This is a genomic window from Ancylothrix sp. D3o (assembly GCF_025370775.1).
GTDB lineage: Bacteria > Cyanobacteriota > Cyanobacteriia > Cyanobacteriales > Oscillatoriaceae > Ancylothrix.
The window spans coordinates 185,156-211,217 of sequence record NZ_JAMXEX010000001.1; the positions used below are offsets into that span (position 1 = coordinate 185,156).

A 26,062-nucleotide genomic window follows, 5' to 3' on the forward strand; every position below is an offset into this window, starting at 1 on the left:
GGGGTAAGCTGAGGCGATAGGATACTAGACATACGGCTGATGATTAAGCAAGCTGCTAAGGAGGGGATTCGACCAACACAGCCAAGTTATGTTAAAAACTGCTTCATAATGAAATTTACGCAATAAACGAGATAGCCATGACAACAACAGTAGCAGTGCGTCCGGCTGATTTACGCCATTTAGGGCAGCAGTTAGAAGAACGCCTACAACTCAAATTATTTCCCAATGGCCCGATGCAAGTGCGGTGTGCTCGCCGGAGCGAAACGCTGATGGTTTTGGGGCAGCATAGCGAGTTAGTAATGCCCGATACTCAGCAAATTTTCAGCATTTTGGAGCAAGCCATCACAGCTTTGCATCCCGACTGGGTGGAAAAAGTGCAGCTTTTTCTCCAGGTGACAGAAAAAAAACAACCCTACGCTACTCACAGTTTTAGTATTGCAGCGCCCACCATTACAGGTGTGCCGCCTGTGCCACTGGTAAGCAAAGAAGAAATGCCACCGCTGTCGGAAGTTGCTACTGCTGAGTTTTCGCCAGAGGAACCGATTCTAACGGCAGAAAACAGGGCAAAAGTGACGGCGGATGTGGCTGATCCTTGGGAAACAAAGGAGGCAACCTCTACCCCAGAACCGGAAATGATGACGGAAGAGGTGCCAGTATCAAAACCGGTGGATGAGGTGCCAAGGAAAGATAACGTCTGGTTGCCGGCAACGGTTATGGGTGCCGGTGTAAGTTTGGTGGTATTGCTGGGGATTGTTTATCCTTTGACCCGGCCTTGTGTGATTGGCAAATGTGTGGAATTGGCAACGGCAAAAGAACTCGGTCAGGAGTCGGTTAAAATTTTGGAAGGCGCGAAAACTGCCGCTGCGCCGATACAAGCAAAAAGCAAATTAAGAGAAGCTGAAGAAGTTTTAAAAACGATTCCTTTTTGGTCTTTTTACTATCAAGAAGCTCAGAGTTTAATTCAAACTTATCAAAATCGAGCCGGGGTGTTTGATGATTTGTTGGAAATTCAAAAAAGTGCTACTTTAGCTTCACAAAAAAGCCAAAATCCTCCGCATTCTCTGGGAACTTGGCAAGAAATTCAAAGTTTGTGGCGCTCTGCTATTGCGAAATTGGAAAAGCTGCCCGCAGATAGTCAAATTGATGGCTGGAGAGAGGAGAAAATTAAGGAGTACCAGAAGAATGTAGAGGTGGTTAACAAGCGTATTCAAAGCGAGCAAAAAGCTGAAAATCAGCTAAGAGCAGCGATTTCAGCGGGACAAATTGCGGAAGCTCGTCAAGGTGTGGCTCAAAGTTTGGAAGGTTGGCAGCAAGTTCATGCAACTTGGCAAACGGCAATAAAGGCTTTGCAGCAGGTGCCGGTGGGGACTATGGCGCATCGAGAAGCTCAGCAAATAATGCAAAATTATCAGCCGAAGTTGCTGGAAACTCAAGCGCGGAAAATCACGGAGGAAAAGGCGGCGGCGGTTTATAATCAGTCTTTGCGTTTGGCAGAAAATGCTCAGCGTTCTGAAGAAAAAAATCAGTGGACTCAAGCTGTTTCTTTGTGGCGACAAGCGATTGTTAATACTGAAAAGGTGCCGGTGGGAACCGATTATTATGAGCAGTCTTTGCCTCTTAAGGAAGCTTATAATAGTTCTTTGGAACGAGCGCAAGCAAAGCTACAAGTTGCGGTTACTTTGCAAAAGGTACGGCAAGATTTAAGGACAACTTGCGCTGGCCGGTTGAAGGTTTGCGATTATGCGGTGACGGGAGATAGAATTACGGTTTATATTAGCCCTGAATATCAAAAGGCAATTCGTCAAGCTGCGACTATTGCAGATCGCAAGAATGATTCTAAAACACGGGCTACTGTAGACAGTCGTGTGCAGAAGTTGCAATCAACTTTGGAGACTATTAGTAATCGGGCGGGTATTCCTGTTCAGGTGTATGATTCGACGGGGGGTGTGATTGGAAGTTATACGCCGCGTCCGAGAACTTAAAATGTTGTAGAAAGCCGGTTTTTTGCAGAGATCGGCTTCCTAAGTCCCTAGCGGTGAAGATCAATAAATTTTAGGTATGTAGTTGGACTTTAGCTATTTTTCTCCATACTACATACCGGCTCAATTACCGCTACTACATAGATAATTTTTATTAAAATTCCCACCCACCCATGACCAAAACTCAACAATTTTTAGCTCAACTTCCGGGGGATGTTTATAGCGGTTTGCAACGAGTAGATAGCCTGTGGAAAAACATCAAAGAAAATACGTCCCCTGATGTGCCGGTGGTTATAAAAACAAGCAATCAAGTTTTGGGAAATGTTGATTGGGATGTGGTGATTTGTGGGGGAACTCTGGGAGTTTTTATTGGGGCTGCTTTGGCTGTTCGTGGTTGGCGGGTGGCGTTAATTGAACGCGGAATTTTGCGAGGGAGGGAACAGGAATGGAATGTTTCTCGGCAGGAATTAGAGGTTTTTTTGGAGTTAGATTTATTAACCCAAAGCGAGTTAAATGAAGCTATTGCTACCGAATATAATCCGGCGCGGGTGAGATTTTTTGAGGGTAAGGAAGTTTGGATCAGGGATGTTTTAAATATAGGTGTTGATCCTGTTTTTTTGCTAGAAAAATTAAAGAAAAAATTTTTAGATTGCGGTGGATATTTGTTAGAAGATACGGCATTTAAAGAAGCTGTGCTATATCCTGATGGGGTGGTGGTGGAGGCGGGCAAGCAAGAGTTGAAAGGCCGGTTGTTAATGGATGCAATGGGGCATTTTTCGCCGATTATTAAACAAGCCCGCCAAGGAGAAAAACCCGATGGTATTTGTTTGGTGGTGGGGAGTTGTGCGAAAGGGTTTGCACAAAATGAAACGGGGGATTTGTTGGTTTCTTTTACTCCAATTTTGCACCAATGTCAATATTTTTGGGAAGCTTTTCCGGCACGCGATGGCAGAACGACTTATTTATTTACTTATTTGGATGCTGAGGCAGATAGGTTTAGTTTGGAGTTTTTGTTTGAGGAATATTTGCGATTATTGCCTCAATATCAAAATGTGGAAATTGAGCATTTAAACTTGGTGCGGGCGTTGTTTGGTTTTTTTCCTTCTTATCGTCAAAGCCCTGTCCAAATGCCTTGGGATCGGGTGATAGCGGTGGGGGATAGTAGTGGGTGTCAGTCGCCTTTGAGTTTTGGGGGTTTTGGGGCAATGTTGCGCCATTTGCAGCGGTTAACGGTGGGGGTTGAGGAGGCGTTAAAAGCGGATATTTTGAGCCAGAATGCGTTGGCTTTGTTGCAACCTTATCAGCCAAGTTTGTCGGTGACTTGGTTGTTTCAAAAGGCGATGACTGTGGGATTGAATCAAAAGGCAGAACCTCAACAAATTAATCGTTTGTTGTCGGCGGTGTTTGCAGAAATGGAAAAGTTGGGTGAGCCGGTTTTGAAGCCGTTTTTGCAGGATGTGGTGCAGTTTTCGGGATTGAGTCAAACGTTGTTAAAAACTGCTTTGAATCATCCGAAATTAATTGCAAATTTAGTTCCGCAGTTGGGGATAATGCCGTTGGTGGAGTGGATGGGGCATTATGTGAATTTGGGGGTTTATACCGGCTTGTTTTCGGTGGGGAATGGCTTGGAATTGGGTTTAAAAAGTTTGCCGGCGGGATGGGATTATTATATGCAGCGCCGGTTGGATGGCTGGAAGTTTGGATCAGGAAGCGATCATCATGGCTAGGTTGGTTTGAAAAATTCATCCTAACTTCGGGAGGGTGATTTTGTGGAAAAACATCTTCATGGGGGGTAGGGGTGCCGGTTTTTCGCTGACTCCTTTGGCCTTTCGGCCTAAAAAGAGAATGAGAATAAGTCTCATAATAGAGCTAAAATGAAGATCGAGAGCACAAAGGTGCTTTGAGTTTGATTTGCGGAGAAAGTGTGTGAGATATCTCAACCTGCGGAATTTGTTACCGGCTTTTTTGTTGCTTTTGGCGTGCAGTGAGCAGCCTCAACCGCCTGCATCTAAATTGCAAAGTCCGGTATCTGAAAAACCTCAACTTAAAATAGTGGCGACATTTTTGCCGATGTATTGGTTTACGAAGGCGGTGGCGGGGGAAAAAGCAGAGGTAGAAGTTTTACTACCTCCGGGGACAGATTTACACGAATATCAAGCAACACCGGCGAATGTTCAAGCGATATCGAAAGCGGATATTTTGGTAAAAAATGGTATGGGTTTAGAGGAGTTTTTGGAAACGACGGTTAAGAATGCTCAAAATACAAAGTTAAAGGAAATTGAAGCGAGTTCGGGTATTTCAATATTAGAAGAAGTTTCGCCGGTAGAGAAGCCGGTTAAAAGTGGCGGTGAAAAAGAACATGATCACTCGCACAGTGATGGTAATCCTCATGTTTGGCTTGATCCAGTTTTGGCAAAACAGCAAGTGGAGGTGATTCGGGATAATTTGATGGAAGTTGATCCAGAAAATAAGGGAACCTATCAAGCAAACGCCGCTGCTTATATTCAGCAGCTTGAACAGTTGGATGCTGAATTTAAGCAACAATTAGCAAAGTATCCGAACTGTACTTTTATTACTTTCCATGACGCTTTTCCGTATTTGGCGAAGCGTTATAACCTCCGACAAGTGGCTGTGGTGGAAATTCCCGAATCAAGTTTGTCACCGGCAGATGTGCAGAGAACAATTGAAGCGGTTAAGCAATATAATGTTAAGGCTTTGTTTGGTGAGTCTGGGGTTGATAATAAGTTGTTGTCGAGTCTGTCAAAAGATTTGAATTTAGAGTTGCGTCCGCTGGATTCTTTGGAAACCGGCCCGCTGGAACCTCAGCATTATTTTTCGGCTATGCGAACAAATTTAGAAACTATTAAATCGGCGTGTAAGTAAAAAACGTGAGTAATTATAATTTGTCTGAAAGTTGGCAACTTGCTGCTTTAAATGTGCCCGTTTTGAAGGTCAGCGATTTAACGGTTTATCAAGGTAACTATGCAGCGCTTAATAATGTTTCCTTTGAATTACAACGGGGAACGGATACTGCTGTAGTCGGCCCAAATGGGGCGGGCAAGAGTACGCTGGTGCGGGCGATTCTGGGCTTAATTAAACGGAGTTCTGGAAATATAGAAATTTTTGGCCGGTCTTTAGAAAGGTTGGGAAATTTAGCACATCAAATTGGCTATGTGCCACAGAATTTTGTATTTGATCGCAGTTTTCCGCTTTCGGTAGCGGAGTTGGTAGCTTTGGGATGGGTGAAGGAAGAGAAAAGGGAAACTGGGGATGGGAATACAAAGAAGGCTGGGAAATTTTCTTTAAGATTTAAGGAACTTTGGCAAAAAAATCCTGAAAAAGAAATGGCTGTAAAAATTGCTTTGCAGCGAGTAGATGCTTATCATTTGAGGCATCAAGCAATTGGGACTTTAAGTGGCGGACAATTGAAAAGAGTTTTGCTGGCTTATTGTTTGGTGATGCGGCGGCAGTTGTTGGTATTAGATGAAGCTTTTGCGGGGGTTGATGCTCAAGGGGAGGCTGAATTTTATTCGTTGTTAAATGAGCTAAAAAGTGAGCAAAATTGGACAGTGTTGCAAGTTTCCCATGATTTAGATATGGTAAGCCGGCATTGTGACCGCGTTATTTGCCTAAATCAAAGTATTGTTTGCACCGGCACGCCAGAAATTGCTCTTTCTACGCAGAATCTTTTGGCGACTTATGGGCCGGCTTTTAGTCGGTATTACCACAAACATTAAAGCTTTATCGGCTGGAAATCATGCTATTTTTTTCTTCGTTTTTTGGTTTGGCTCAAAGCAATGATTTTTTAACTTTGCTGCAATATCCCTTCATGCAGAGAGCGCTTGCCGGTGGGGTTTTGATGGGAATGTTGGGGGGATTATTGGGATGTTTTGTGACTTTGAGACAGTTATCTTTTTTTAGTCATACTGTCGGTCATGCGGCGTTGGTGGGAATTGCAATAGGGTTATTGTTAGGGATAGATCCGACTTGGACTTTGTTACCTTTTACGCTGGCTTTTGGGGTTTTGGTTTTATATTTAATTGAGCAAACTGATTTAAATAATGATAGCGTTTTTAGTATTGCTGTTTCGGCGGCTTTGGCTGCTGGTGTGATTTTGACGAGTTTTATTAAAGGCTATCAAGGTAATTTGATGGGGGTTTTGTTTGGGGATATTTTAGGGATTGGGAATACAGATTTGTTGTTGATTTTGGGGTTGTTGGTTAGTAGTAGTGTGTTTTTGCTTTCGACGTTGCGGCAGCAAGTTTTGATTACGTTAAATGTTGGGGTGGCAAAGGTTCAAGGAATTGCGGTGAAGCTGCATCAATATTTGTTTGTGATGTTGCTTTCTTTGGCGGTGGCGGTGGCTATTAAGGCGGTGGGTGTGTTGTTGGTTAATGCTTTTTTGGTGATTCCGGCGGCGACAGCTAAATTGGTGACGCATCAATTTGCGAGATTTTTGGGAATTTCTGTGTTTTTGGGGGCTTTGAGTAGTATTGGCGGGATGGTGGTTTCGGGTTCGTTTAATTTGGCGTCTGGCCCTAGTATTGTGGTGGTGCAGTTTTTGGTGTTTTTGCTGATTTTGGTGGGGCGAAAGCTGCTGGTGCGTGGTTGAGGGTTTTACTAGCGCATATTGAGGGCAGCCAGGATGCCCCACAGATGTGTTGTCTGTTTGTTTTTTGGGTTTATGGTAGAGACGTTCCGCTGGAACGTCTGGACGGCGGAACGTCTGTAGGCGGAAAGGGAAAAATCTATGAAGGTTATAAGCAGGGATGATGGGGCGGTGAGTAAAAGAGCCGGTCGGGGCTTTCCTTGTGTCCACCACCGAGCGATATACTAAGTTGGGGCAAGTTAAATATCTTCATAATCTGTCATTGAGCGGGAAACATGAACCCTGGAATAGACCTGCAAGGAAGTTTTATAGAAGCCCTGCGGAATTTGGGCCTGCCAGCCGGCACTGCAAAGGTGCTTTGGATGCCTTTGCCGATGCTGGTGTTGCTGGTGGCGGCTACCGTTGGGGTGCTAGTGACTGTTTGGCTTGAGCGAAAAATTTCGGCGGCGGCTCAACAGCGAATCGGGCCAGAGTATGCCGGCCCGCTTGGTGTTTTGCAGGCGGCGGCTGATGGTTTGAAGTTGGTTTTTAAGGAAGATGTGGTGGCTGCGAAAACAGATACGATTCTGTTTACGGCTGGGCCAATCATTGTGATTATTCCGGTTTTTGTGTCGTATCTAATCGTGCCGTTTGGACAAAATCTCATCCTTAGTGATGTGGGTTCGGCGGTGTTTTTGTGGATTGCTTTGGCCAGCCTTCAGCCGATTGGTTTGTTGATGTCTGGTTACGCTTCTAATAATAAATACTCTCTGTTGGGAGGGTTGCGGGCAGCAGCACAATCAATTAGTTATGAAATTCCGCTGGCTCTGGCTGTTTTGGCTGTGGTAATGATGTCGAATAGTCTCAGCACTATTGATATTGTTAACCAACAAGCCGGTTATGGAATTTTGGGCTGGAATATCTGGCGGCAACCGGTGGGTTTTATTATTTTCTGGATTGCTGCTTTGGCGGAATGCGAACGTTTACCTTTTGACTTGCCGGAAGCTGAGGAAGAGTTGGTGGCCGGTTATCAAACTGAATACTCTGGTATGAAGTTTGCGCTCTATTATCTGGCTTCTTATGTAAACCTTGTGCTGTCGGCTTTGATGGTTGCGGTTTTGTATTTCGGCGGTTGGGAGTCTCCGCTTCCGGTTGGCGTGGTTGCCGGTTGGTTGGGCGTGAGTGAGTCTACTCCTTGGTTGCAAGTTGTGAATGGGACTTTGGGCATTACGATGACTTTGCTCAAGGCTTATTTCTTTGTGTTTTTGGCGATTTTGTTGCGCTGGACTGTTCCCCGCGTTCGTATTGACCAATTGCTGGATCTAGGCTGGAAGTTTTTGTTGCCGGTTGGGTTAGTTAATTTGTTACTAACTGCCGGTCTGAAACTGGCTTTTCCGTTTGCTTTTGGTGGCTAAAAAAGTTTGGGTCATTGGCGATATATTTGCCCAATGACCAAGGACTTTTGATTAAGGATTTTTGACCTAACAAAAGAGAAAGAGCATCATGTTAAAGTTTCTCAATCAAGTGGGCGATTACACAAAAGAAGCGTTTCAAGCTGCTAAATATATTGGTCAAGGTTTATCTGTGACTTTTGACCATATGCGCCGGCGCCCGGTGACGGTGCAATATCCTTACGAAAAGGTGATTCCTTCTGAACGTTTCCGGGGTCGGATTCATTTTGAGTTTGATAAGTGTATTTCTTGTGAGGTTTGTGTTCGGGTTTGTCCGATCAATTTGCCGGTGGTTGATTGGGAGTTTAATAAGGAAACGAAGAAGAAGCAGCTTAAGCACTATAGTATCGATTTCGGGGTGTGTATTTTCTGCGGAAATTGTGTGGAATACTGCCCGACTAATTGTTTGTCAATGACGGAAGAGTACGAGTTAGCTGTTTATGACCGGCATGAGTTGAATTTTGATAACGTTGCTTTGGGTCGTTTGCCTTATAAGGTAACAAATGACCCGATGGTGACTCCGATTCGTGAGTTTGCTTATTTGCCGAAGGGCGAAATTGATGGTCACGATTTGCCTGCGGGTTCCCAGCGTGCCGGTTTGCGCCCTGAGCAAATTATGGAACAAACCAAAAAGTAATTTTCTGTGCGTGGTAAGGGGGAAATTTTGTCGCTCATTGGAAACAAAAAATGCTGGATTTTTTGAGCGATTACCTCTTACCCAAAGTGATTTTCAACTAACTGAGGACAAAAAGCTGTGAATTTAGCGGAAGGCGTTCAAGTTGTTTCTTTTGGGTTGCTGGCATTGATGATGATTGGGGCGGCGCTTGGTGTGGTGCTGCTTTCTAATATTGTTTATTCGGCGTTTTTGCTGGCGGCTGTTTTTATCAGTATTGCAGGGATGTATTTGCTGCTAAATGCTGATTTTGTGGCGGCGGCGCAGTTGCTTGTTTATGTGGGCGCTGTTAACGTTTTGATTTTGTTTGCAATTATGCTCGTCAATAAGCGCGAGGATTTTGTGCCGATGACTAATGCTTGGATTCGCAGAGGTGCGACGGCGTTGGTTTGTGTTGGTTTGTTTGCGCTTTTGGGGACGATGGTTTTGTCTACTCCTTGGGCTGTTTCGGCGGCTGTACCGGCCGGTGATGAGTCGATTGTTAAGCTGGGCGAACATTTCTTTAGCGACTTTTTGTTGCCGTTTGAGATGGCTTCTGTGCTGTTGCTGATGGCAATGGTGGGGGCGATTATTTTGGCGCGTCGGGAATATCTGCCGGAAGAAATTTCTTCTCAGTTACCTCAGCCGCCGGTTTTGACTCTGCCAGAACGTCCGCGCGATTTGGTTGCTTCTCAGGTAGATCGTCCTCAATTTCCTTCGGGGAATTCCAAATAATTTTTTTGTTGACTGGCATTTCTCCTCAATGTTTTTAAAAGTTGGGGAAAGTGCTTTTTACTACGTTTGATGAGGGGAGTTTTATGTTGCAAGTTCAGTATTTTTTGTTGTTGGCGGCGGCTTTGTTTTGTATTGGCATTTTTGGCTTGATTACTAGCCGTAATGCTGTGCGGGTTTTGATGTCTATTGAGTTGCTTTTGAATGCGGTTAATCTCAATTTGATGGCGTTTTCTAATTATATTGATCCTCAAAATATTAAGGGTCAGGTTTTTACGGTTTTTGTGATTACTGTGGCTGCTGCTGAGGCGGCGGTTGGTTTGGCTATTGTTTTGGCGATTTATCGCAACCGGGATACTGTTGATATGGAGCAGTTTAATTTGCTGAAGTGGTAAGTTTTTAACCGCAGATGAACGCAGATGAACGCAGATAAATGAGATGGGTTTAGGGCTTGATTTGCGGATTTTTTGTGGGGCAATCCGGTTTCTTTGAGAGGCCGGGTTTTTTTTGCGGGTTGTTATAATTTTTTTGATGTTTAGGGGTGGATTTGTGCTGTTAAAGCAGGTGATTATTGCTTATAAGGCGGGGGATGCTGTGAGCCGGCGCAGGGCTGAGCAGTGTGGGCGTGAGTTGGAAGAGCGGGGCTGTAAGGTTTTGATGGGGCCTTCTGGGCCTAATGATAATCCTTATCCGGTTTTTTTGGCTTCTGCTAGTTCTCCGATTGATTTGGCGATTGTTTTGGGTGGGGATGGTACGGCTTTGGCGGCGGCTCGTCAGGTGGCGGCTGATGGAATTCCAATTTTGGCGGTGAATGTGGGGGGGCATTTGGGGTTTTTGACGGAGCCTTCTGAGTTGTTCCAAGATTCTGTTGGGGTTTGGGATCGTTTGTTGGAGGATCGTTATGCAATTCAACGGCGGATGATGTTGCAGGCGACGATTTTTGATGGCGGTCGTGAGAATTTAGAACCGGCTTCTGATCGGTTTTTGGCTTTAAATGAAATGTGTGTGAAACCGGCTGCTGTTGATCGTATGCCGACGGCTATTTTGGAGATGGAAGTTGATGGGGAGGTGGTTGATCAATATCAAGGTGATGGGTTGATTGTGGCTACTCCAACGGGCTCAACTTGTTATACTGCTTCTGCGAATGGCCCGATTATTCACGATGCAATGGAGGCTATTGCTGTTACTCCTATTTGTCCTTTGAGTTTGTCGTCGCGTCCTGTGGTTTTGCCTCCTGGTTCTGTGGTGAGCATTTGGCCTTTGGCAAGTCGCGGTTCGGATATGAAGTTGTGGATGGATGGGGTTTTGGCTACTTCTATTTGGTCTGGTCAACGAGTTGATGTACGGATGGCTGAGTGTCAGGCAAAGTTTATTATTTTGCGGGGCGATTATTCTTATTATCAAACTTTGCGAGAAAAGTTACAGTGGGCCGGTGCGCGCATTCGTTATGATAATAATCATCGCAATTAATCAAGTTTTTGCTCATAAAAACCCGGTCTTTTTAAGGCACCGGGTTTTTAGCTATTTGGAGGTTATTTTAATTTGGTATTCGCTGCGGGGGTGGGTGGAGTTGTGGTTATGCGAATTGAGCGGTCGGAACTTTGAAACGCCCAGGTAATTTTGAGTTCATTGCAGAAGTCTGCTAATAAAACATGAGTGCTGTTGTCGATAAGAATTCCTTGCATAAATGGACGGGCAGGAAATTTTTGGTCGTTGATGGCTTCGCCTTCTTCGTCTTCGGGCCGGTTTATATAAATATCAACGCTTCTGTAACCCATGAGTACGGGGGAATCAGCGAGATATTTGGGGGTAAATTTTTCGCTCAAGAGGTTGATATAAACGGGGTCTTTGTTGACTCTGAGGGAAATTTTTAAGGCTTCTGTAAGTTTGGTTAGTTGGACGTAGCAACGGTTGTCTGATAAGACGTAGCCGGTGGCGATTAATTTTGAATCAAGATAAATTTTACATTCGTTGGAGGGGGTGGGAGTTGCCGGTTTAATGACGATTTCGGGGGTGGTCATTTTTGTGAGGTATTTTTTGATTTTATCGCGGAGGATAAAACCGCCTTCTCCTTTGCGTTCGTTGGGTTTAAGTTGCCATAAATCCCAGCGTTCAACAAATCCCCCCGGCCATCCATCAAACCAGGAGGAAGGGCCGTAATTTTCGTGGGGTAATCCTAATGCGCGAGCTCTGTCCATGTACTGATCTGCTTGGGGTGTGGAGGTGGGGAGTCTCCAACCAGAAACTTTTTTAGCTCTTTCGATGGAAAAGTCTCGATTTGCGGCTGCTTCTGCGTGGGTTAATATGCGCGTGATGGTCACTTGATCGGGTTTCCAACCAAGTTTAAATGCGAGTTGAGCGACTTCTTTGCAAAGGTTTTCAATTTGAATTTCTGTGGGGGGATAGTCTTCCCAACCGTCGCCTCCCATGCAGGAAATTGCCATGCCAACGGAGTCTTGATTTCGGCAGGCGGTGTGTTCTGGCAGAAATTGGTCGTAGGCTGTGAGGCGTCTTACTTTACCGTTTCCTAATACAACGGTGTGATAGTGACCGGCTTCTACCCAGTTATAGGGGGTAGCTGTCCAGTGAAGGTAGATTTTTTTGATGGTTTGACCCATTTTTTTTCCTTTTTTTGATGTGTTTTCAGGTGAGATAATTTTCAGTTTTTTTGAACCCTCTGCCTGCTCGTCTTTTTTTGTCGGCAAGCTTTTGGACAATGGGAACTTTTAGCTCGATAGGTCGGTCTGGTCTGTTCTAACTTCTATTGTCTAGCCTGTCGGTACTTTTGAACACAAACTGGTCTGAAGTTATAAATAAAAGTTAACAATTTTGGCTGAGTGGATCAGGAAAAAAATAACAACAATTCGGCCTTTTTTCGGGATCAAGAGAGGTGGCTGAGCCAGCCAAAGCATTAAACAGGAGGAACCAGATGAGCAATACAATAGTTACGCGGGGGATTTTGTGGCGCTGCGTTTGGGGTTTGGCAGCGTTACAAGCGGCGATTACGTTTAGCTGGATGGCTTATGAGATATCCCAGCCGAAAATTTTGCAAACCTATGAGTTTACGGGTTTAGTAGTTTATTTTGGCATGGCTCAAGGTTTGCTGAGTGCGGTTATTGATCCGTTAATAGGGGCTTTTTCTGACCGATTCCAGATTACTACTGGCAGCCGGTGGCCTGTTATTAATATTGGTGTGATTTTAACGGGTTTAATTTTCGTTTCTGTGGCTTTGACTTTGCAAATTAATCCTTCTGTTGGTTGGCGTTGGGTGTTGCCGGTTTTGATGTTATTTTGGGTTGCTTCGATGAAAATTTTTCAAACTCCGGCTATTTCGTTATTGAGCCGTTATGCTCCTCCTGATGAGTTACCTAGAGCGAATGCGGTTTTAACTTTGGTGGCGGGTTTGGTGGGTTCTTTGGGGCCGTTTGTGGGCAAGGTTATTGATTTGCTTGGGGGTGTTGTTACGTTTTTGTTGGGAGCAATTGTGTTAGTTTTGGCGGCTACTGTGATGAAGTATCTTTTACCAAGAAAAGCGCTAAATGTCAAAACTAACCGGATATATTATCGAGAAAAGTTATCTTTTTTTATTTATATTTTTGTGGTAGGCGTCTGTGCGGGAATGTTGGTTAATTTTGTGTTGGCAGTTTTTCCGATAGTTTTGCAAGAAGAGTTAGCGGTGGGGGTGGAGTTTATTGCAGCTTTAATGTTGTTTGTGGCGGGTGTGAGTGCTATTTTTTTAGGCAATTTAGCGGTTAAATTAGGGAATCAAAAGGCTTTATTGTTGGGAATGGGTGGGTTAACCGGCTTGATGGCGTTGGCGGTTGTTAACAGTAGTGCTGCTGTGGCATTTGCGTTAATAATTGGGTTGGGTTTGGGGTTAAGTATGGTGTTTAATTGTGGGGTTCCTTTTGCTTTGGAGGTAGTCTCTGAGGGAAAAACCGGTTTAGCGACTGGTTTATATTTGGGAGGTAATGGGGCGGCAATGGTATTATTTAGGATGATTAATCTTTGGTTTGGAAAAATGAATGGGATTAATGCTGTTTTGGGGGCAGTTATTGTATTTGGGGTTGCTCTTATTTGTGTGCCGGCTTCTCGACGGACTATGACAGCAAGAAATGAGTAAATTGAGCAAGCGACCGGCATTTTATCTGTTTGAATGTAGTTTCGGGAAATTCACGAATTGTGTAAGGGTGTTATGATTTGCTAAAATCTCAAGACTCTGATTTAAGAATCTCATACTTTTTTGCCGGCAACGGTTGCAAAGCATCACAAATTACAGTTTCATGTCATCATCTACCAACACAAGGATATCCTCAGCTATGATAGGTCAACTTTTAGACAGACGTTATCGAATTACCGAAATTATTGGAACGGCGGAATTTGGACACATCTATCTGGCCAAAGACACCCACCGGCCAGGACATCCAGAATGTTTTGTCAAGCATTTAAAACCATCGGCAAATGATGTCAAGCTTTTGGAAACTGCTCGTCGATTGTTTGATAAGGAAGCGGAAATTTTAGAAAAGTTAGGTCAGCATGAACAAATCCCCCAATTATTTGCTTATTTTGAAGAAAATAAAGAGTTTTATTTAGTTGAAGAATTTGTGCCTGGTCATTCTTTGGCAGAGGAAATTTTACCGGGTAAACCGTTGCTAGAAAATCAGGTAATGACTTTGATGCGGGAAGTGCTGGAAATTTTGGTTTTTGTGCATAAACATGGAGTAATTCACAGAGATATTAAACCAAGTAATTTAATTCGCCGGCATCCTGATGGAAAATTAGTTTTAATTGATTTTGGCGCTGTTAAAGAAATTGGTACCCAGTTTTCCCAAACTCCAATGCCGCCGACGATGCGAATAGGAACAATGGAATATATGCCGGTGGAGCAATTTCAATATAACCCCCAATTAAATAGCGATATTTATGCGCTGGGGATGATTGGCATTCAAGCTTTGACAGGTTTACCGATTTATGATTTGCCAAAGCTTCGAGATCCTAAACATTTCCAGAATGGGGATATTGTCTGGCGACATTTGGCAATTGTAGGGGCGGAGTTTGCGGATATTTTAGATAAAATGGTGCGCCATGATTACCGACAGCGCTATCAGTCTTCGTCTGAGGTGTTGGCGGATTTAATTAAAATTGGCGACCGTTCAGGAATTCGGGTTCCTAAGCTAATGATTTATCGGGAAGAAGTGGAAAGACGTGCAAGCAGTCGTGGTGAAGTTTCGGTGGTGGGACGCAGTATTTTAGATGCGCTTCGTAATAGTTTGGAGTTGGAATCTGAGGAGGCGGAGAAAATAGAAGAGGAAGTTTTAAGACCTTATCGAAATTATCAAGAAAAAGTTGACCAATACCGGCGAGCTTTGGTGGAAGCGCGAAAACAAGAAAACCCACTTTCTCAAGAGACTTTGGATGAGTTGAAACGGTTGCAGCAAGTTTTAGGTTTAAAGGATGAGGATATTACAAAAATAGAAAATAAGCTGGGGGGAAAACTGCCGGCTATTAAGTTATCTCCTACTTTGCCAAATTGGAAGTTTCCGAGTCGTTGGTGGGCAATTGGTGTGGCCGGTTTGCTGGGTATTGGCGTTATTTGGGGAGTGGTCAAGTTTTTTGAATCTACGCAGCGCCGGCAGGGTTTAGAAAAGCAATTAAGCGCTATTGAGTCTTTAGCTAAAGAGGGAAATTACGAAAAGTGTATTGAACAGGCTAAGGGCTTTCCACAAAATAGCAGTTTTTATTATAAATCGGAGCGAGTTTTAAAGCTGTGTGAAGCCGGTATTAATTGGAAAAATGCAGAAGTGAAGACGTTAACCGGCCATACGGATGCTGTGGGTGCAGTTGCGTTTAGTCCCGATGGCAAGCTGTTAGCAACCGGCAGTCGAGATAAAACAATAAAAATTTGGGATTTGGCAAAAAATGAGGTGATTCGCAGTTTAGATGGCGATAAGGGTGCAGTTTGGACGGTGGCGTTTAGTCCTGATGGCAAGCAGTTAGCAACCGGCAGTTTTTTTTGGAGAGTTTTGTTATTTAATGCCGAAACTGGTGATTTAATTCGCACTATGGAACATGACGCGGCGGTGTGGAGTGTGGCGTTTAATCCTAATGGGAATAATTTGGCGACGGGAAGTGAGGATAAAAAGATTAAGGTTTGGAATTTGGAGACGGGGAGGCCGGTTTATACCCTAGGAGATCATGCAGATTATGTGTATTCGCTTGCAATTAGTGGTGATGGTAAAACTATGGTGAGTGGAAGTCGGGATGGAACTCTTAAAATTTGGGAGTTTGGCACCGGCACTTTATTACATAATCTTTCTGGACATTTAAGTGATGTTCGTGCGGTGGCGATTAGTCGGGATGGTAGGACGGTGGTGAGTGGAAGTTATGATAAAACTTTGAAAGTTTGGAATGCAGAAACAGGTGATTTAATTCGCACAATTGAAGCACATTCTGATCAAATTGTGGGGCTGGCGATCAGTCCTGATGGCAAAACAATTGCGAGTGGAAGTAAGGATAAAACGGTGAAGCTTTGGAGTTTAGATTCTGGGGAGTTGATTAATACTCTTGAGGGTCATTCTGATGAGGTTTATGCGGTGCAGTTTAGTCCTGATGGCAAAAGCCTTGCAAGTTCGGGAAAAGATAATTCTGTGAAACTTTGGTTTAGATGATGGGGCGAAAATGCAATAAATTAAGGAGCTATTTCTGCTTTTTTCGGGCTTTGGTGGGGCGGGAATAAGGGAGATTATTGTTTAGAGGCTAAGGCTAGGGAGAACCGGCCCCTACAAGGCTAATGGATGGGCGAATATGGGGGTTTTGGAGAAATTAAAAAAAGCCGGCTTCTTAGGGCAACCGGCTTTTAGGTAGATGCTATTTTTAGATTGTTTCACAGACACTAACCAATTGAAATGTAGAACAAAAAGCCATTAAAGAAAAGTTATTTTTTCTTGATGGCTAATTCTAGGGCTGATTCTAGCTCTTTTTGAGAGAGTGCGGTGATAATAAATACTTCTTGAACAGTTTTGCCTTGTCTGGCAATTAATTTAAAGCCGCCACGAATGGGAACAGAAATTCTGACGGTCATGTGGGGGATGTGCCCTTTGACGTTGCTGATAACGCCGGGGGTGACGGTTTGAATGCCGGCGCATTTGCACAGGCGCTCTAAAATTGCAATTAATCCCGGTAAATGGGTCGAATGATTCCAAACAAGTCTGCCGGTGGTTGAATTTGGCATAATTTTTGCCTCCAAATCAGTACCTTTTTAGTTTAGGCTGCTTATTGACAAAAACTATTAATTTTCACGTCACAGGGTAAAAAGATTCCACCGGCCTTGTGAATTTATGCTTTTTCCAGCGGCGCCATTGTTAAACCGGCCCGACTTAGCTGCTGATGGTATAGTTCAGCTTGTTCTTGCGGCCCCACCCACACGGTTGCTTGTCCTTGAAAATGTACTTGATTGGTGAGATCCCAGGCGAGGTCTCCTGTCATCCCTGGAATATATTTCATCAAACATTCAGCAACGTGCTCAAAGGTATTAAAATCATCATTTAAGACGATTACCTTGTAATTTGGATAAGGTTTTTGGATGACTTGACTGGCACGATCTGGCGTGACTGTGGGAGAAGTTGCCATTGCGTGAGCCGGTGTTGAAATTACCGTTGTCATAGGAGCGTTAAGGGAATTACTTTTACACAAACTAACAAAATAGCGTTTAGCAATATTTTATTTCAAGCCCAGGAGTGTCTGGGGATTAGTAGTTAACTACGATAGCCAGAGGGCAAAAAACAATTCACCTCAGAGATCGCCTGACCTCTGAGGTGAAGATGCCAGTGGGGTTTCTGGCGTTTAATTTTGCAATCGGAGCGGCGGGATTTGAACCCACGACCCCTACTACCCCAAAGTAGTGCGCTACCAAGCTGCGCTACGCCCCGCCTGCGAATATTTATATTAGCACAACCAGCAAGAAAGTCAACCCCTTTTTTCAAAAAACTTTTAAGGTTTCGATGGCGGTGATCATTTCGCTCACTGCCGCTGGTGGCCATTTGCCCTCGGCTCCGCGTCCTGAATAGAGGATAAAGTGGAGGCTGTAGGCGCTGGGATAGCCTTCTACCTCCATCCACAATTGTTCGCTTTCGGCTTCGCAGCTTATTTTCTCTTCTTCCATGAGTTCGGTTGTCATTTGCTGCATTGTGTCGCTTAGTTGTTTGGCAAGTCTACAAAAGTCATTTAATTCGGCTTCTGTGAGTTCTATTGCCCAATTTTCTCCTGCTACTAACCCGTTATATTGCGATGCGTTTGGTTGCCATCCTAAACGCCAACCATTGCCGGTTTTTATGATACGTTCCATCGGGGTATTTTTGATTGCCAGATTTTAGGTTTTCTAATAATACTAGAGCCTATTTTGATGTTTTTTTGTTGGGGTGTTTTTTTTAACCGCAGATGTATAGCGCTCATGTTGCCTGCTCCACCAGTGGGGCGGGCATCCTGCCCGCCATTTTGTGAGAAAATATATCATGCTGCTTAAATTGCCAAGAATACGGGTGTAATGATAAAATTTAACTTTCGCCTAAAGCAGCCAACTTATTGCCGGAGGCAACACTATGACACTAACAGCCCAAAAATATTACACCTTTGAAGAGTATCTAAGCTACTGTGATGGCACAGATAGCAAATATGAACTATTTAATGGAGAATTAAAACCTATGCCCCCAGCTAGTGGAATTCATGCGCTGATTTTGGTTTATATTTACGATGTGTTGAAAGCTGAAATCAACCGTTTAAATCGAGATTGGAAAGTCATTCCTAGTAATGTGGGCGTTCGGACGGCTGATAAAAAATCTCGAATTCCTGACTTAGTGATTCTTTCACAAAACCAGTGCGAAGAAATCAGAACCATGTCCTGCGCTGTGTTGGAAAACCCCCCACTTCTGGCAGTGGAAATTGTCAGCCCCGGCAACCCCCAAGATGATTATCGTTACAAACGTTCAGAATATGCAGTAGTGGCAATTCCTGAATATTGGATTGTCGATCCGATTGAAGCAAAGGTGACAGTTTTACAGTTAATTGATGGGTTTTATGATGAGGCTGTGTTCACCGGCCCGCAAACTCTCATTTCCCCAACTTTTCCCGAATTAACCCTCACCGCCGAGCAAATTTTAAATGGATAAAAAATAACCCGTCGGCGCGGGTTTTATTTCAGCTTTCCACTAAAAAACTAGGGATGAAAATAATTGTAGATTTCCTGTGCTAAATGCGGCCCAATTCCGGGTGCTTCTGACAACTGTGCCGGTGTTGCTATGCGAATATAATCAATAGATCTGAAATGCGCTAAAAGTTCTTTTTGCCGCTTAAAACCTAACCCCGGAATTTCATCTAAACGAGAACGTTTCATCTTTTCGCTGCGTTGTTGCCGGTGGAACGTTACAGCAAACCGGTGTGCCTCATCCCGAAGCCGGCGTAATAACTGTACTCCTGGCTGTTCTGCATTTGTTTCCAGAGGAAAAGATTCCCCTGGTAAAAAGATTTCTTCCCGTTGTTTTGCCAAACTGACTACCCGCAAATCTTCCAACAAGTTCATATTTTGCAAAACAGCAACTACAGAAGATAATTGACCTTTTCCACCATCAATCATTACCAAATCTGGCCAGTCTGGATTGCCGGTTCGCTGCAAATTTGGGTCTTCCAAATACTTACGAAACCGGCGCCCAATAACTTCTGCTAAACTTGCAAAATCATCGGAATGTCCGCTAGTAACATTAGGGTTTTTAATCTTGTAATGACGGTAATGTTGTTTAGCCGGCAACCCATCAATAAAAACCACCTGAGAAGCCACAGCATTTGAGCCTTGAACATGAGAAATATCATAACCTTCTATCCGATGCGGCACATCTGGTAAATCCAAAATATCCGCCAAATCTTGCATCGCTTCGTTATTGCGATCCCCCTGCTTTTTCATCCGTTCAAGCTCATATTCCGCATTGCGCTCAACCATCTCAATTAACTCAGCTTTGAGTTGTCGTTGCGGCGCAACAACGGTTACTTTTCTCCCCTTTTGTTCACTTAACCAACTCTCCAACATTTCGCTATCGGGTAACTCATATTGCACCAAAATTTCTGTCGGAATTTCCACCGGCTCAACAGTTTGATAATGTTCTTCTAAAACCCGCTGTAAAATCGCCCCTGGTTCAGCCTTTCCCGAAGGAACCTCAGCCACAAACCCCAACCGGCCAACTAATTGACCGGCCCGAATTTGGAACAATTGCACACAAGCAATTTCGCCATTTGTAGCCAAAGCCAACGCATCCCGCGAAACGGTATCATTCGGCAAAGAAACTTTTTGATCAGCATTCAGCGACTTTAAGCTATTAATTTGATCTCGAATTTTCGCCGCCTTCTCAAAATTCAAATTTTCCGCAGCCTCTTCCATTTGGGCGTTTAAAATTTCCACCAATTCCTGAGAGCGTCCTTGAAAAATCATCGCCACTTTTTGCACTGTTTTATGGTAGTCTTCCGGCGAAACCAACAATTGACAAACCCCCGGACACCGGCCAATGTCATAATTTAAACAAGGCCGGTCTTTAAACAGAGGTTGAGGGCGTTGTCTGAGGGGAAAAATCCGCTTGATAATATGCAGCGTCGTCCGCAAAGCCCGCACATCCGTATAAGGGCCATAATAGCGGTCTTTTTTATTGCCGGCACGACGCTTGCGAGTAATAAAAATTCGCGGATAATTTTCCGACCAAGTAATACACAAATAAGGATATTTTTTATCATCCTTGAGAAGCACATTAAAATAAGGTTGATGCTGCTTAACAAGATTCGCTTCCAGCGCCAAAGCTTCCGTTTCCGTATCCGTCACAATAAACTCAATTTCTGCGACTTGTTGCACCATCATCGCAATGCGATCACTCAAACGTTGCGACTCTCGAAAATAGGAACGTACACGCGAACGCAGCTTTTTAGACTTACCAATGTAAAGGATGCGCTCATTTCCATCCCGCATCAAATAAACCCCAGGTTCGGCGGGAATTTCCTTAAGCCGACTTTCCAACCTTTCAGGATCTTTAACCAAAGTCAGAATTTTAATTAATGGCATTACAAATAAAAACAAAAAGGTAAAATTTCAAAAGTGCCGGCATCCCATCGGATACTAATCTTATTTTACCTTCTCCACCAAAAAATCGCAAAACGCAGTAGTAAACAACCATCCCACATCTGCATTTATCTGCGTTTATCTGCTATAGGATGCGGTTAAAAAACCTCCCAACCAGCCAACACAAACTACCCAGCAAACAAAACACGAGCCGGCACCCGATCAGAAAACTCGCGGAACCGCGTAATTTTGCCATCTTTTAGCGTCCAAACCATCACCCAATCATTCTCATAAATCATGCCGCTGAAAGGCGTTTGCATACGATTAAACCCCAAAACAACCACCTGATCGCCGGCATCAATAAACTCTCTAACTTCCAAATGCTCAACTTTTTCTGCTGCAAACATAGCACCAAAAAACTCTTCCACCCTCCGCCGGCCTTCCCACCGGCCAGTAGACGGTATCATCTCGCGCTTAAACGCCGTTTCCCACTGCACATTTTCGGCCAGCCTACTTAAAATACCCGATAAATCTCCGCGTCGAAACGCTGCGTAAATATCCTGCACCACTTTTAAGTTTTGATCGCTCATAACACCTTCTTTTGAACCTTTATCCTCAATGTAACAACTTTTGGGGATTACAAAAGCCTCTTTTGGCGCCAAAATAATAAAGAAAACCCTAAAAATTTTCATTTAAGGAGTACAACCTTGGCTCAGATCACGGCTCAACTCGACACACCGCAACAATGGGACTTATCCGATCTTTACACTAGCTTTGACGATCCTAACCTCAACCAAGACTTACAAACTCTGCAACAAACCGCCGCACAGTTTCGAGAAAACTATCGCGGTAAAGTAGCAGAACTCCGACCGGAAGAAGTCGCTAGTTGCTTAAAACAACTAGAACTAATTGCCGAAAAATCCGGCTATCTTTATGCCTTTCCTTCCCTTGTGTTTTCTGCGGACACTCGCAACAGCGAGGCGAAACAATACCTCGATAAAGTCATGGAAGCACTGACTTTAATCGAAAATCAGTTGCTGTTTTTTGACTTAGAACTCAAAGAGCTAAATGCGGAACAATTTGCGGAATTACAAAACTCACCGGCCCTCGCCAACTATGGACATTATTTGCATCGCATCGCTGAATTTCGCCCGCACAAACTCTTAGAAGAAGTAGAACAAACTCGCAACCAAGATAACCTCACCGGCAGACAAGCGTTTATAGAATTACGCACAATTCATTTAGGTGAACAAGAATACGAGCCGGTGACTACTCCTGACGGCCAAACGATTAGCGAAGAAGCTCAACTCAGCGCTTTATTATTTCAACCAAATGCAGAGTTACGCTATCAAGCATACCAGTCTGTGAGAAAAGTTGTAAAACAGCACAACTCTCTCTACGCCTACATTCTTAACAACGTTGCTCAAGATCATCGCATCGAAAATCAAATGCGTGGCTATGCTTCCACGTTGCAAAAACAGTTATTAATTGATGAAGTTTACGAGCCGGTTTTTCGGGCAATTATGGACGGCACCGGCTCGCGGTTTGACTTGTTCCAACGTTATTATCAACTCAAAGGAAAATACCTCGGTCAAAAAATCCGTATTTGCGATGTTTATGCACCTTGGACAACTGGGGAGGAATCGGCATTACCGAGTATTAATTATCAAGCTGGTGTAGAAACCTTACTTGCAGCCATTGAGGAATTTGATATAAATTATGCTCGTCGCGCCGAAGAATTTTTTGTAAAAAATTGGGTAGATGCAAAAGTACGCCCTGGAAAACGTGGCGGTGCATTTTGTTCCTACACGCACGGTAAGCATAGCTATCTCCTACTTTCCTATACCGAGGATTACAATTCATTGTTTACCCTCGCTCACGAAATGGGTCACGGTTTACATTTTGCTTGGATTGGCGATAAGCAATCTTATTTTAATAGCAATCCGCCCCTAGTTTTAGCAGAAATTGCCTCTACCTTTAATGAATTACTGTTGCTCGATTACCTGCTGAAACAAGCTGAGGGCAATAAAACTCTAAGCAAAGCTTTGTTAACTCGGCAATTAGAAGACCAGTTTAGTTTGCTTTTTCGTCAAAGCACAATTAGCCGGCTTGAATTGGCAATTCACGAACGCGCCGAACAAGGAAGTTTTGACCGCAACTGGGTAAATGAAAAATGGATGGAACTGTATCAAAATCTCTGTGGCGATGCCGTAAAATTGTTGAGCGAACATCAGTATGATTGGGCAAGAATTGCTCACATTTTCTTTAAACCTTTCTATTGCTATCAATACACAGCCTCAAATATTGTCAGCTTGGCTTGCTATCAAAAATATCAAGAAACCGGCAAAGAATTTATCCCCGGTTATATGAAATTATTGGGGGCCGGTGGTAGCCTTAATCAGGTGGAAGCTTTGCGCCAGTATGTAGGCGTAGATTTAGAAGATCCCCAAACGATTCAATCGGCGTTGAGTTACATTGAAAAACTCTTAGACCAGTTGGAAGCGACGCTTTTTTAAGGCGAACGTTGAAAATGACTTTAAAAACCCGGTTTCTTTAAGCTACCGGGTTTTTATTCTGCTATAAAAACTTTTTTTGCCTCGCCAAATTTTAGCGCCACAAAATCAGAACTTAAGAAGGTATTAAAACCAAACCAAAAATCACCGTATTGGCAATTAAAATCACTCGTGGCATTATTCTCTACCCGATGACTTTAAAAACTCAGCAATTCTTGACACAGCCTTTTCTAAAATTCGCGGTTCGTGAACCAAAGCAAACCGCACATAACCTTCCCCCGCCTTACCAAAACCGCTACCCGGAGAGACAGCAACCCCTGTTTTCTCCACCAATTTCTGACAAAAACCCATCGAATCTTTTGCCCAATTGTCCGGTAATTTTGCCCAAACATACATCGTCGCCACCGGCATTTCCACCGGCCAGCCAACATCATTAAGTGCCTTAATAAAAGCATCCCGCCGTTGACGAAACACAGACATTGTGGCTGTAACACCTTCTTGAGGGCCGGTTAAAGCCGCAATAGCGCCATTTAAAATCCCCTTATACTGATTAAAATCAACCGCCGCCTTCACCTGACGCAAAGCCCGAATTAATTCAGCATTTCCAATCGCATAACCAATCCGAAAACCGCCCATATTATACGACTTAGAAAGCGTAAAAAACTCAATCGAAACACTTTTTTCGCGGTCAGCTTGCAAAACAGAAGGCGGTTTTTCCCCATCAAAAACCATATCCACATAAGGAAAATCATGCACCAAAACCAAATCATGCTGCCGGCAAAAATCCACCGCCTTTTCAAAAAAAGAAAGTGGCGCTATCGCAGAAGTAGGATTATGAGGATAACTCAACACCATCATTTTTGCTTGTTCCAAAACATGAACCGGCACCTCTTCAAACACCGGCAAAAACCCATTTTCCGCCCGTAACTCCATCGGATAAATTTGCCCGCCAGCCAAATAAACCCCCCCAGCATGGGAAGGATAACCAGGATCTAAAAGTAATGCAAAATCACCCGGATTCAAAACCGCCAAAGGTAAATGAGCCGTACCTTCCTGCGAACCAATTAAAGTTAAAACTTCCGTTTCCGCATCAACCGGCACACCAAATCTTTCTTCATACCAAACAGCCACCGCCTTGCGGAAATCTCTCGTCCCATTAAAAAGTAAATATTGGTGAGTTTGTTGGTCATGCAAAGACTCAGAAATCGCCGCTAAAATATGCTCAGCAGCCGGTTGATCCGAAGACCCCAAAGACAAATCAATCACTTCTAAACCGGCAGCCAAAGCCTTAGCCTTTGCCCGATCCATATCAGCAAAAACATTAGCTTGTAAAGGCTCTAAACGTTTAGCAAATCTCATAATTACCAAGCCAAAAAACTACAAAAATAAAACTTACAACCAACCTCAGATTAAAACAATAAAATTATCTGCGTGCATTTGCGTTTATCTGTGGTTAAATAAAAACCGCTTGTTTATAAGTTTAATTTTAAACCGCAGATGAACGCAGATTAACGCAGATAAGTTATCGGTGGGATGCAAGGGGTTTAATGGGTGTTACAGGAGGGGTTCTATTAAATCGGCTAATTTTTGTTTGGTGATGGCGCCCTCATAGGAGAGGATTACTTGATTGCCCTTAAGCAAACGCAAGGCAGGTACACCCTCAATCTGGTATTCTTTTACGCTATTGGGGTTGGGATCTACTTCCATTTTGACAACTTTGAGGCGATCACCGTAGGTTTCAGCCACCCAGTTTATGGAGGGAGACACCAACCGGCAAGGCCCACACCAATCAGCCCAAAAATAGACTAACACCGGTTTTGTGGCGTTAACGACTTCTGTTTGAAATTCTCCATCATTGATGACCAGGACGCTGCTACTCATAGATTCTCGTTTCTAACTTCGCATCGATTGTTACAATTTGTTATCTTATTTTCAGGCTTTTTGCGTCCCCAATGCAAATTAATAAAGTCATCAGATTATTAATTTTTGCACCGGCCCGTCAATTATTAAGTTTTGTAAAAATTTTTGCCATTTCTCAAAAAATATGTTAAGGAAACGGCGCTTACCGTTTCCCTAAAAAAAGCCTAGGCTTCGTTATTGAGTTGTTTACGCAACTGTTCGAGCTCATCATCAACCGCCGAAGCTGGTTTATTAGGAGTGCCGGTAGGTTGAGCAGTGCCCGGTAAAGCCGTAGTGGCGCCGGTGGAGCCACCCAGAGCCATATTAGCCTTCAAAGAGGCCAACTCATCATCAACATCATGGCCAGACTCAAGCAGCTTAAACTGTTCATCGAGACTAGAACCACCCAACTCAGCAGCCGCCTGAGAGCGAGCCTCAAGTTGCAAAACCTTTTCTTCCATGCGGTCAAACGCACCCATAGCACTGCCGGTGCCCAAATTGCCTATCGTATTTTGCAATTGCTCATTAGCCTTAGCAGCTTGAGCGCGTGCTTTGAGCATATTTTTCTTAGTTTTCGCCTCAGAAATCTTACTTTCTAGGGCAATTAAATTACGTTTGAGCGTATCCACCTGGCCTAATTGCTGGTCTAAACTCGCCTTGAGAGTACCAGCAGTTTCGGCATGAGTTTTTTTGCGAACCAAAGCCTCACGGGCCAAATTTTCATCACCCTTTTGGAGAGCCAGTTGAGCACGTTGCTGCCAAGTATTAGATTGAGACTCGGCTTGATTATATTGTTGCTCAGTGCGTTTTTGCGTAGCGATAGCAGTAGCCACCGCTTGACGCAACTGCACCAAGTCCTCCTGCATATCAATAATGGCCTGCTCTAAAATTTTCTCCGGGTCTTCCGCCTTGCTGACCATATCATTGACATTGGCCCGGATCACTCTGCTAATGCGGTCGAACAATCCCATAACTCTATCTTTCCTATAAAGGGGTTTGCGAGGATTCGCGGCTACTGGCAGCAGGCACCGGCAATATTATTCAATACACCGGATCGCATCATTGCCGTCAGTCCGCAACAACTGATTTCAACTTAACATTTTGTTTAAGTTAGTGCGTTGGCTTTGGCTGTCGTCATTTTAGGCTATAAAAGCACACC

23 protein-coding genes and 1 tRNA gene are annotated in these 26,062 nt (G+C 43.9%); 14 read left to right on the top strand and 10 right to left on the bottom strand.

Annotated elements, in window-relative coordinates; translation table 11 throughout:
- Positions 1 to 137: 137 nt before the first annotated feature.
- The 10 genes from NG798_RS00855 (at position 138) to NG798_RS00900 (ending at position 10,872) form a co-directional block, all read left to right on the top strand.
- Complete coding sequence (locus tag NG798_RS00855; protein ID WP_261219900.1) at positions 138 to 1,982, top strand: hypothetical protein; 1,845 nt, start codon at positions 138 to 140, stop codon at positions 1,980 to 1,982.
- Positions 1,983 to 2,152: 170 nt separating this feature from the next.
- Positions 2,153 to 3,706, top strand: a complete 1,554-nt coding sequence (locus NG798_RS00860) for an FAD-binding oxidoreductase (RefSeq protein ID WP_261219901.1) — start codon at positions 2,153 to 2,155, stop codon at positions 3,704 to 3,706.
- A 199-nt stretch (positions 3,707 to 3,905) separates the two neighbouring features.
- Positions 3,906 to 4,862 carry a metal ABC transporter solute-binding protein, Zn/Mn family gene (locus NG798_RS00865; protein WP_261219903.1) on the top strand — a complete coding sequence of 319 codons (957 nt, stop codon included), beginning with the start codon at positions 3,906 to 3,908 and terminating at the stop codon, positions 4,860 to 4,862.
- A gap of 5 nt (positions 4,863 to 4,867) precedes the next feature.
- Positions 4,868 to 5,716: a metal ABC transporter ATP-binding protein gene (locus NG798_RS00870; protein ID WP_261219904.1), complete on the top strand. Its 849-nt coding sequence runs from the start codon at positions 4,868 to 4,870 to the stop codon at positions 5,714 to 5,716.
- A 20-nt stretch (positions 5,717 to 5,736) separates the two neighbouring features.
- The gene (locus NG798_RS00875) at positions 5,737 to 6,591 is read left to right on the top strand and encodes a metal ABC transporter permease (protein WP_261219905.1); all 855 of its coding nucleotides are present in this window, start codon (positions 5,737 to 5,739) and stop codon (positions 6,589 to 6,591) included.
- Positions 6,592 to 6,863: 272 nt separating this feature from the next.
- Positions 6,864 to 7,982: an NADH-quinone oxidoreductase subunit NuoH gene (nuoH, locus tag NG798_RS00880; RefSeq protein WP_261219906.1), complete on the top strand. Its 1,119-nt coding sequence runs from the start codon at positions 6,864 to 6,866 to the stop codon at positions 7,980 to 7,982.
- Between the two features lie 88 nt (positions 7,983 to 8,070).
- The gene (gene ndhI / locus NG798_RS00885; RefSeq protein WP_261219907.1) at positions 8,071 to 8,655 is read left to right on the top strand and encodes an NAD(P)H-quinone oxidoreductase subunit I; all 585 of its coding nucleotides are present in this window, start codon (positions 8,071 to 8,073) and stop codon (positions 8,653 to 8,655) included.
- 117 nt (positions 8,656 to 8,772) lie between these two features.
- Positions 8,773 to 9,405, top strand: a complete 633-nt coding sequence (locus NG798_RS00890; protein WP_261219909.1) for an NADH-quinone oxidoreductase subunit J — start codon at positions 8,773 to 8,775, stop codon at positions 9,403 to 9,405.
- 86 nt (positions 9,406 to 9,491) lie between these two features.
- Entirely contained in the window at positions 9,492 to 9,797 is a 306-nt protein-coding gene (nuoK, locus tag NG798_RS00895; RefSeq protein WP_261220523.1) for an NADH-quinone oxidoreductase subunit NuoK, read from the top strand.
- A 154-nt stretch (positions 9,798 to 9,951) separates the two neighbouring features.
- Positions 9,952 to 10,872 carry an NAD(+) kinase gene (locus tag NG798_RS00900; protein WP_261219911.1) on the top strand — a complete coding sequence of 307 codons (921 nt, stop codon included), beginning with the start codon at positions 9,952 to 9,954 and terminating at the stop codon, positions 10,870 to 10,872.
- Positions 10,873 to 10,934: 62 nt separating this feature from the next.
- Here NG798_RS00900 and NG798_RS00905 read toward each other — a convergent pair whose 3' ends face one another.
- Entirely contained in the window at positions 10,935 to 12,020 is a 1,086-nt protein-coding gene (locus NG798_RS00905) for an N-acetylmuramoyl-L-alanine amidase (protein ID WP_261219912.1), read from the bottom strand.
- 311 nt (positions 12,021 to 12,331) lie between these two features.
- Here NG798_RS00905 and NG798_RS00910 point away from each other — a divergent pair, with 311 nt between their 5' ends.
- Positions 12,332 to 13,525 carry an MFS transporter gene (locus NG798_RS00910; protein WP_261219913.1) on the top strand — a complete coding sequence of 398 codons (1,194 nt, stop codon included), beginning with the start codon at positions 12,332 to 12,334 and terminating at the stop codon, positions 13,523 to 13,525.
- 196 nt (positions 13,526 to 13,721) lie between these two features.
- Positions 13,722 to 16,070, top strand: coding sequence for a serine/threonine-protein kinase (locus tag NG798_RS00915; RefSeq protein ID WP_261219915.1), 2,349 nt, complete (start codon positions 13,722 to 13,724; stop codon positions 16,068 to 16,070).
- 266 nt (positions 16,071 to 16,336) lie between these two features.
- Here the strand turns inward: NG798_RS00915 and NG798_RS00920 are convergent, their stop codons facing one another.
- The 4 genes from NG798_RS00920 to NG798_RS00935 form a co-directional block, all read right to left on the bottom strand.
- On the bottom strand, positions 16,337 to 16,633 hold the full coding sequence (locus NG798_RS00920) for a DUF2103 domain-containing protein (protein WP_261219917.1): 297 nt from the start codon (positions 16,631 to 16,633) through the stop codon (positions 16,337 to 16,339).
- A 104-nt stretch (positions 16,634 to 16,737) separates the two neighbouring features.
- A complete protein-coding gene (gene clpS / locus NG798_RS00925; RefSeq protein WP_261220524.1) occupies positions 16,738 to 17,031 on the bottom strand; it encodes an ATP-dependent Clp protease adapter ClpS in 294 nt (97 codons plus the stop codon).
- 225 nt (positions 17,032 to 17,256) lie between these two features.
- A tRNA-Pro gene (locus tag NG798_RS00930) sits at positions 17,257 to 17,330 on the bottom strand.
- 50 nt (positions 17,331 to 17,380) lie between these two features.
- Entirely contained in the window at positions 17,381 to 17,746 is a 366-nt protein-coding gene (locus NG798_RS00935; RefSeq protein ID WP_261219919.1) for a DUF1818 family protein, read from the bottom strand.
- Positions 17,747 to 17,999: 253 nt separating this feature from the next.
- Here NG798_RS00935 and NG798_RS00940 point away from each other — a divergent pair, with 253 nt between their 5' ends.
- Positions 18,000 to 18,566 carry a Uma2 family endonuclease gene (locus NG798_RS00940; protein WP_261219921.1) on the top strand — a complete coding sequence of 189 codons (567 nt, stop codon included), beginning with the start codon at positions 18,000 to 18,002 and terminating at the stop codon, positions 18,564 to 18,566.
- A 47-nt stretch (positions 18,567 to 18,613) separates the two neighbouring features.
- Here NG798_RS00940 and uvrC read toward each other — a convergent pair whose 3' ends face one another.
- Positions 18,614 to 20,494 (bottom strand): excinuclease ABC subunit UvrC, encoded by a 1,881-nt coding sequence (gene uvrC / locus NG798_RS00945; protein WP_261220525.1) that lies wholly within the window; start codon positions 20,492 to 20,494, stop codon positions 18,614 to 18,616.
- A 185-nt stretch (positions 20,495 to 20,679) separates the two neighbouring features.
- Positions 20,680 to 21,081: a nuclear transport factor 2 family protein gene (locus NG798_RS00950; protein ID WP_261219922.1), complete on the bottom strand. Its 402-nt coding sequence runs from the start codon at positions 21,079 to 21,081 to the stop codon at positions 20,680 to 20,682.
- A 117-nt stretch (positions 21,082 to 21,198) separates the two neighbouring features.
- On the opposite strand from NG798_RS00950, the gene NG798_RS00955 reads away from it, so the two are divergent.
- Positions 21,199 to 23,007 carry a M3 family oligoendopeptidase gene (locus NG798_RS00955; RefSeq protein WP_261219923.1) on the top strand — a complete coding sequence of 603 codons (1,809 nt, stop codon included), beginning with the start codon at positions 21,199 to 21,201 and terminating at the stop codon, positions 23,005 to 23,007.
- 174 nt (positions 23,008 to 23,181) lie between these two features.
- Here the strand turns inward: NG798_RS00955 and NG798_RS00960 are convergent, their stop codons facing one another.
- The 3 genes from NG798_RS00960 to NG798_RS00970 all read right to left on the bottom strand — a co-directional run bounded on the left by NG798_RS00960 (position 23,182) and on the right by NG798_RS00970 (position 25,874).
- Positions 23,182 to 24,363: an LL-diaminopimelate aminotransferase gene (locus NG798_RS00960; RefSeq protein ID WP_261219924.1), complete on the bottom strand. Its 1,182-nt coding sequence runs from the start codon at positions 24,361 to 24,363 to the stop codon at positions 23,182 to 23,184.
- Between the two features lie 195 nt (positions 24,364 to 24,558).
- Positions 24,559 to 24,885 (bottom strand): co-chaperone YbbN, encoded by a 327-nt coding sequence (locus NG798_RS00965; protein ID WP_261219925.1) that lies wholly within the window; start codon positions 24,883 to 24,885, stop codon positions 24,559 to 24,561.
- 203 nt (positions 24,886 to 25,088) lie between these two features.
- Positions 25,089 to 25,874 (bottom strand): PspA/IM30 family protein, encoded by a 786-nt coding sequence (locus tag NG798_RS00970; protein ID WP_261219926.1) that lies wholly within the window; start codon positions 25,872 to 25,874, stop codon positions 25,089 to 25,091.
- Between the last annotated feature and the right edge of the window lie 188 nt (positions 25,875 to 26,062).

What these genes read in the sequence shown, in the direction of transcription:
- NG798_RS00855 (WP_261219900.1), top strand. Translation starts at nt 138, where the DNA reads ATGACAACAACAGTAGCAGTGCGTCCGGCTGATTTACGCCATTTAGGG.
- NG798_RS00860 (WP_261219901.1), top strand. Translation starts at nt 2,153, where the DNA reads ATGACCAAAACTCAACAATTTTTAGCTCAACTTCCGGGGGATGTTTAT.
- NG798_RS00875 (WP_261219905.1), top strand. Translation starts at nt 5,737, where the DNA reads ATGCTATTTTTTTCTTCGTTTTTTGGTTTGGCTCAAAGCAATGATTTT.
- nuoH (WP_261219906.1), top strand. Translation starts at nt 6,864, where the DNA reads ATGAACCCTGGAATAGACCTGCAAGGAAGTTTTATAGAAGCCCTGCGG.
- ndhI (WP_261219907.1), top strand. Translation starts at nt 8,071, where the DNA reads ATGTTAAAGTTTCTCAATCAAGTGGGCGATTACACAAAAGAAGCGTTT.
- NG798_RS00905 (WP_261219912.1), bottom strand. Translation starts at nt 12,020, where the DNA reads ATGGGTCAAACCATCAAAAAAATCTACCTTCACTGGACAGCTACCCCC.
- NG798_RS00910 (WP_261219913.1), top strand. Translation starts at nt 12,332, where the DNA reads ATGAGCAATACAATAGTTACGCGGGGGATTTTGTGGCGCTGCGTTTGG.
- NG798_RS00915 (WP_261219915.1), top strand. Translation starts at nt 13,722, where the DNA reads ATGATAGGTCAACTTTTAGACAGACGTTATCGAATTACCGAAATTATT.
- NG798_RS00920 (WP_261219917.1), bottom strand. Translation starts at nt 16,633, where the DNA reads ATGCCAAATTCAACCACCGGCAGACTTGTTTGGAATCATTCGACCCAT.
- clpS (WP_261220524.1), bottom strand. Translation starts at nt 17,031, where the DNA reads ATGGCAACTTCTCCCACAGTCACGCCAGATCGTGCCAGTCAAGTCATC.
- NG798_RS00935 (WP_261219919.1), bottom strand. Translation starts at nt 17,746, where the DNA reads ATGGAACGTATCATAAAAACCGGCAATGGTTGGCGTTTAGGATGGCAA.
- NG798_RS00940 (WP_261219921.1), top strand. Translation starts at nt 18,000, where the DNA reads ATGACACTAACAGCCCAAAAATATTACACCTTTGAAGAGTATCTAAGC.
- uvrC (WP_261220525.1), bottom strand. Translation starts at nt 20,494, where the DNA reads ATGCCATTAATTAAAATTCTGACTTTGGTTAAAGATCCTGAAAGGTTG.
- NG798_RS00950 (WP_261219922.1), bottom strand. Translation starts at nt 21,081, where the DNA reads ATGAGCGATCAAAACTTAAAAGTGGTGCAGGATATTTACGCAGCGTTT.
- NG798_RS00960 (WP_261219924.1), bottom strand. Translation starts at nt 24,363, where the DNA reads ATGAGATTTGCTAAACGTTTAGAGCCTTTACAAGCTAATGTTTTTGCT.
- NG798_RS00965 (WP_261219925.1), bottom strand. Translation starts at nt 24,885, where the DNA reads ATGAGTAGCAGCGTCCTGGTCATCAATGATGGAGAATTTCAAACAGAA.
- NG798_RS00970 (WP_261219926.1), bottom strand. Translation starts at nt 25,874, where the DNA reads ATGGGATTGTTCGACCGCATTAGCAGAGTGATCCGGGCCAATGTCAAT.